This window comes from Paenibacillus sp. GCM10027629 (genome assembly GCF_042676425.1).
In the GTDB taxonomy this organism is placed as follows: domain Bacteria; phylum Bacillota; class Bacilli; order Paenibacillales; family Paenibacillaceae; genus Paenibacillus_K; species Paenibacillus_K terrigena.
Genome location: NZ_JBHTGZ010000009.1, coordinates 910627 through 911443 on the forward strand (window position 1 = coordinate 910627; position 817 = coordinate 911443).

The window sequence follows — 817 nt, forward strand, 5'->3', positions numbered from 1 at the left end:
CGTATGCATTTGATCATGTGTATCGATGTTATCCTTTAGTAGAATTGGAATTCCGTGCAGAGGTCCCCGACTCCCGGTTGATTTTAGCTCACGGTCAAGATTCCTTGCGATTTCAATCGCATCTGGATTAATCTCTAATACAGCATTGATTAATGGATTATACCTATGAATTCTTTCGATATATGCAAGGACAAGGGATTCGGAAGTACATTCACCCATAGTCATTGCCTTTTGAATGCTCATGAAATCTGCATTCTGAATCCAATCATGCAAGTTGGTGTTCATATAGTAAGATACCCTCCGGTACTGATGAATTTGAAAGTATATTCCATTCAATTGATGATGAACGGTTTGATGGGATAAATTATAAATAATTCGATTAAGTACAGTAAAGGTCATATTCGTTTTTAATCAAATATTACCTAATCCTCTTGATGATATTTACTTCACCTGTTTAGCGAAATATTAATAATCGGAAATTGACCTACTCTAAAAAAAGCGCCATTTTCTGATCTATCAGTCCAATCTGAGAGGCCGCGCCGCCCTGGTTACTATCGAACATCGCGCAGACAAGAAAAATCTGTTCTCGTTTCTCCTGAACCGCAACAGAAAATACTTGCATCTTATCGACAAACTTACCCGCCTTCATATCGTAGGCATAATCGAGATTATTCGGCGTTGCTTCATACGCATATTTGCGCATAGAGATTCATGACTTCGGCTTTGCTCATCCTAACGCGTGCTCCGCGAGATGTTTGATACACGCCTTCAGAACCTTCCATCAATTGAAAGCCCACGACGACATCGCCGCGATACG

The 817-nt window shown here is 40.1% G+C and carries 2 protein-coding genes; both read right to left on the reverse strand.

Annotated features, from left to right (window positions below):
• Positions 1-285 (reverse strand): amidase family protein (locus ACFQZR_RS13640; RefSeq protein WP_379346660.1); only part of this gene is annotated, 285 nt, incomplete at its 3' end.
• Between the two features lie 199 nt (positions 286-484).
• Positions 485-703: a hypothetical protein gene (locus ACFQZR_RS13645; protein WP_379346662.1), complete on the reverse strand. Its 219-nt coding sequence runs from the start codon at positions 701-703 to the stop codon at positions 485-487.
• Between the last annotated feature and the right edge of the window lie 114 nt (positions 704-817).